The sequence below is a fragment of the Sphaerisporangium sp. NPDC051017 genome (genome assembly GCF_040683095.1).
GTDB lineage: Bacteria > Actinomycetota > Actinomycetes > Streptosporangiales > Streptosporangiaceae > Sphaerisporangium.
The window spans coordinates 1-1,409 of the sequence record NZ_JBFBCI010000135.1; the positions used below are offsets into that span (position 1 = coordinate 1).

Genomic DNA, 1,409 nt, shown 5'->3' on the forward strand with positions numbered 1-1,409 from the left:
TGGAATCGCTTTATGGTCAAGTCCTCGGCCTATTAGTACCGGTCAGCTCCACACCTTACAATGCTTCCACACCCGGCCTATCAACCCAGTCATCACCTGGGAGCCTTACCCCCCTCACAGGGGTGGGAGACCTCATCTCAAGGCAGGCTTCCCGCTTAGATGCTTTCAGCGGTTATCCCTCCCGAACGTAGCCAACCAGCCATGCCCTTGGCAGAACAACTGGCACACCAGAGGTTCGTCCGTCCCGGTCCTCTCGTACTAGGGACAGCCCCCTTCAAGTCTCCTACGCGCGCAGCGGATAGGGACCGAACTGTCTCGCGACGTTCTAAACCCAGCTCGCGTACCGCTTTAATGGGCGAACAGCCCAACCCTTGGGACCTACTCCAGCCCCAGGATGCGACGAGCCGACATCGAGGTGCCAAACCATCCCGTCGATATGGACTCTTGGGGAAGATCAGCCTGTTATCCCCGGGGTACCTTTTAGCCGTTGAGCGACGGCGCTTCCACAAGCCACCGCCGGATCACTAGTCCCAGCTTTCGCTCCTGCTCGACCCGTCGGTCTCACAGTCAAGCCCCCTTGTGCACTTACACTCACCACCTGATTGCCAACCAGGCTGAGGGAACCTTTGGGCGCCTCCGTTACCCTTTAGGAGGCAACCGCCCCAGTTAAACTACCCACCAGACACTGTCCCCCACCCGGATCCACGGGCGCGGGTTAGACATCCAAAACGACCAGAGTGGTATTTCACCAATGACTCCACCAGAACTAGCGTCCCAGCTTCACCGTCTCCCACCTATCCTACACAAGCCGTCCCAAACACCAATGTCAAGCTGTAGTGAAGGTCCCGGGGTCTTTCCGTCCTGCTGCGCGTAACGAGCATCTTTACTCGTAGTGCAATTTCGCCGGGTCTGCGGTTGAGACAGCGGGGAAGTCGTTACGCCATTCGTGCAGGTCGGAACTTACCCGACAAGGAATTTCGCTACCTTAGGATGGTTATAGTTACCACCGCCGTTTACCGGCGCTTAAGTTCTCACCTTCGCCCACCGAAATGAGCTGAGCGGTCCCCTTAACGTTCCGGCACCGGGCAGGCGTCAGTCCGTATACATCGTCTTACGACTTCGCACGGACCTGTGTTTTTAGTAAACAGTCGCTTCCCCCTGGCCACTGCGACCCCCACCAGCTCCAGACGCACGGTCCATCACCAGCAGAGGCCCCCCTTCTCCCGAAGTTACGGGGGCAATTTGCCGAGTTCCTTAACCACAGTTCACCCGATCGCCTCGGTATTCTCTACCTGACCACCTGAGTCGGTTTAGGGTACGGGCCGCCGGCACACTCACTAGAGGCTTTTCTCGGCAGCATGGGATCACCCACTTCACCACAATCGGCTCGGCATCACATCTCAGGAATA

The 1,409-nt window shown here is 57.8% G+C and carries 1 rRNA gene (running past one end of the window); it reads right to left on the reverse strand.

Features of this window, described 5'->3' with window-relative positions:
- Positions 1 to 12 precede the first annotated feature (12 nt).
- Positions 13 to 1,409: ribosomal RNA gene (locus tag AB0M95_RS40760) — 23S ribosomal RNA — on the reverse strand (it continues 1,391 nt past the right edge of the window).